At 49.9% G+C, this 3530-nt stretch carries 4 protein-coding genes; 3 read left to right on the top strand and 1 reads right to left on the bottom strand.

The annotated features are described in order from the left end of the window. On the bottom strand, positions 1-1262 hold a 1262-nt coding region (locus AC3DOM_RS16745; RefSeq protein ID WP_487920179.1), incomplete at its 3' end, for a nucleotide sugar dehydrogenase. 110 nt (positions 1263-1372) lie between these two features. Here AC3DOM_RS16745 and AC3DOM_RS16740 point away from each other — a divergent pair. From AC3DOM_RS16740 to AC3DOM_RS16730, 3 genes are all read left to right on the top strand, one after another. After that, complete coding sequence (locus AC3DOM_RS16740) at positions 1373-1975, top strand: NfeD family protein (protein ID WP_487920178.1); 603 nt, start codon at positions 1373-1375, stop codon at positions 1973-1975. Between the two features lie 55 nt (positions 1976-2030). Further along, positions 2031-2918, top strand: coding sequence for an SPFH domain-containing protein (locus tag AC3DOM_RS16735; RefSeq protein ID WP_487920177.1), 888 nt, complete (start codon positions 2031-2033; stop codon positions 2916-2918). Between the two features lie 96 nt (positions 2919-3014). After that, positions 3015-3458 carry a GNAT family N-acetyltransferase gene (locus AC3DOM_RS16730; protein WP_487920176.1) on the top strand — a complete coding sequence of 148 codons (444 nt, stop codon included), beginning with the start codon at positions 3015-3017 and terminating at the stop codon, positions 3456-3458. Positions 3459-3530: the final 72 nt, after the last annotated feature.

The following is a 3530-nucleotide window of genomic DNA, read 5'->3' as shown; positions in this document are numbered from 1 at the left end:
AGGCGAGCCAATTCAAAACCAGCCTTCTGCCACGCAGCTGGGTCCCACCCATTTACGGTATCCACTGCTACGCGGCCGGACATCATTTTAATAACAATATGCGCATCCAGCAATTTGAATTCGTTATGCGCAACCAGCAAAATAACTGCATCCACATCGGCAAGAACTTCCTCCAAAGTAGGGACAATGGTTAAGTTGGGCAAGGTTGCGTTCGGAGCAAATGGCTCGAAGGCTTTCACCTTTGCTCCAGCATCCTGAAGCAAAAGCACGACCTCAACAGCAGGGCTTTCGCGCAGATCATCCACATCTGGTTTATAGGCCAGACCGAGCGCGGCAATACTTTTGCCCTCCAACGAACCAAGTGCACGTTCCACCAAGTTTACAACAAATTTTGGCTGGGCGTCGTTCACTTCCCGTGCGGTGCGAATGAGCGGCGTTATTTCTGGCGCAGCTTCAACAAGGAACCAGGGGTCAACACTAATACAATGCCCTCCCACACCAGGTCCAGGTTTCAGAATATCAATCCGTGGATGCAGGTTGGCAAGCGAGATCGCTTCCCAAACATCCACGCCGAAACGGTTGGCGAGACGGGAAAATTCATTGGCTATCGCAATATTGACATCGCGGGTGGTATTTTCCATCAATTTGACCATTTCGGCGGTCGTGGCATTGGTTTTGACGATCTGGCCTTTGACGAATACAGAATACAAGTCATAGGCTGCCTGCGCCGACTCTGGTGTAACTCCACCAACTACACGGGCATTCTCGACCAACTCACGTAAAATCTGGCCGGGCAATACACGCTCGGGCGAATAGGCAAGATGAAAATCCACGCCGGCCTTCAACCCGGATTTCTCAAGGATGGGGGCAACCAGATCAATGGTTGTGCGTGGGGGTGAGGTCGACTCCAGCACAACGAGATTGCCATTTTTAAGATGCGGGGTAATTGCCTCCGCTGCAGAGATAACAGCACGCATGTCGGCACGTTTTCCATCTTCGTAGAAGGGGGTCGGCACCGCAATAATGAAAGCCTCAGCAGGCTCTGGTTGAGTCGCGACCCGCAACTTCCCTGATCGGATCGCATCTTGAACGAGGTTCAGCAATCCAGGTTCGTGGATATGCAGACCTCCCTTTTGGAGCGTCTCGATAATAAGGGGGTTAATATCAACCCCCACAACTTCTAACCCATGCGTGGCAAAAGTGCTGGCGGTGGGCAGGCCGATATATCCCAGCCCAAGAACACAAATTTTCTGAAATTTCACAATTTCTCCAAGTGGTGCAATTTTCTAGCTTGGATATTATACAACCAACGGGCGATAAAATCGTAAATTGTATTGTATAATGAATTTGGTAATTTCAGAAAAGAGGAAAAATGGATACTGTCTTGCTCAACCCCAATATTGCCTATCTGTTTTTGGTCAGTGGTGTTCTATTGACCTTTTTTGCCCTGGTTACGCCGGGCACAGGTTTTTTGGAAGTGGGCGCGTTTTTCGTGATGGCGCTGGCAGGATATGCGATCTATAATCTGCCGATTCACCTGTGGGCGTTAATATTGCTCGGGGTGAGCGTTATCCCCTTTGTGATGGCGATCCGCAGCACGACCAAACGTGGGCTATATCTCAGCTCGAGCATCGTTGGTGTGGTGATCGGATCGGCGTATCTCTTCCGAGGGGAAGGTTTGGCTCCGGCTGTCAACATTTTCCTCGTGATCATTGTTTCCCTGCTAATGGGTGGCTTTTTGTGGTTTGTCATTATCAAGACCCTCGAGGCTCTCGAAGCCCGCCCCTCGCATGACCTGGATGCCCTGACAGGTCGCATCGGCGAAGCAAAAACGGAAATTCACGACGAAGGTTCTGCTCAAATTGCAGGTGAGCTTTGGACTGCTCGAAGTGAAAACCTAATTTTAGCTGGTTCACGGGTTCGGGTGACCAAACGAAACGGTTTTATTTTGACCGTGGAAGAGATTGAAGAATAGCACTTTAGAAATACTTGTTTTGTAACAATCAGTTCAATTATCAGGAGGTAGTAAAATGGCAACAGAAATTTTATGTCTTGTTGGTGGTGTTGGCGTTGTCGTCATCGCGTTCTTAGCCAGTGCAATCCGTATCATCCCCGAATATCAGCGTCTGGTCGTCTTTCGGCTGGGACGCTGTCTGGGAGAAAAAGGACCGGGCATTGTTTTCCTGATCCCCGTTGTTGACCGTGCAGCACGTGTTGATTTGCGTGAGCAGGTACGCGAGATCCCGCATCAAACCGCGATTACCAAAGATAATGCTGGTATTTCGGTAGACTTCATTTGGTATTACAAGGTTCTTGATCCCAGTGAATCGGTTTTGCAGGTCGGTAATTTCGAAGCAGCAGCCCAGGGTATGGCAACCACGACCTTGCGAGCGGTCCTTGGCGGCATCTCGCTCGATGATGCCCTCTCTGAGCGCGAACACATCAACTCAATGCTGCGCACCCGCCTCGATGAAGTCACAGAGCGCTGGGGTGTCAAAGTAACCAATGTTGAAATCCGCGAGATCATCCCGCCGCGCGAGATTCAGGAATCAATGAACCGCCAGATGACTGCCGAACGTATTCGCCGTGCTGTTGTGACAGAATCTCTCGGTACAAAAGAAGCTGCCATCACGGTTGCTGAAGGGGCAAAGAAATCTACTATTCTGGAAGCGGAAGGCAAGAAACAAGCTGCTGTTCTCGAGGCTGAAGGTCAGCAAAAGGCGCAGGAACTCAAGGCCCAAGGTTATGCTGCCGCGCTAAAAAATATCTTTGCCGCAGCCAAAACAATTGACCAGAAGACGATGACCCTGCAATACTTTGAAACCCTTAAAGAAATGGGACAGGGCGAATCGACCAAATATATTTTCCCGATGGAATTCACCAGCATGATCGAGAAATTCGTCAGCGGAAAAAAATAAAAGCTCCCCCCAGCCCTAAAGGGCATCCCCCCGCACGCGGGGGGAACGAGGCAAGACCTGACAGGTTTCCAAAACCTGTCAGGTCTTCTTTTAACCATGACTATTGAAATCATCCCCGCCACCCTCCGCGATCTGAATGCTCTCCGCACCCTGGAGGATATTTGCTTTCCGGAAGATGCCTGGTCCCTTTTTGACCTGGTCGCCGTATTAACCTTCCCTGGTGTAATTCGATTAAAATCTGTCAAGAATGGAAAGATGGTCGGATTTATTGCCGGTGATCCACGCCCATCGCAAGGATTCTCATGGATCGCCACCTTTGGAGTTTTGCCAGATTATCGACGACAAGGCATTGGGCGAGAACTTTTGCATCGGTGCGAGGAGCAACTTTCCACTCCTCGGGTACGGCTTTCCGTCCGCCTCTCGAATAAAAACGCCATCCAGCTTTACCGCCAAGAGGGCTACCAGACGATTGATATCTGGGAAAAATACTATAAAGATGGGTCAGATGCAGTCTTAATGGAAAAGAGTCGCATTGAATAGGATTATTAATTAAGAGAAGCACACACAGGGGGTATAATGGGGTCATGACGAAGAAAACCCTCCCGCCGCCGC

Source organism: Candidatus Desulfolinea nitratireducens (assembly GCF_982879505.1).
The sequence above is the reverse complement of the archived record's forward strand: the minus strand, read 5'-3'. Positions and strand labels throughout refer to the sequence as shown.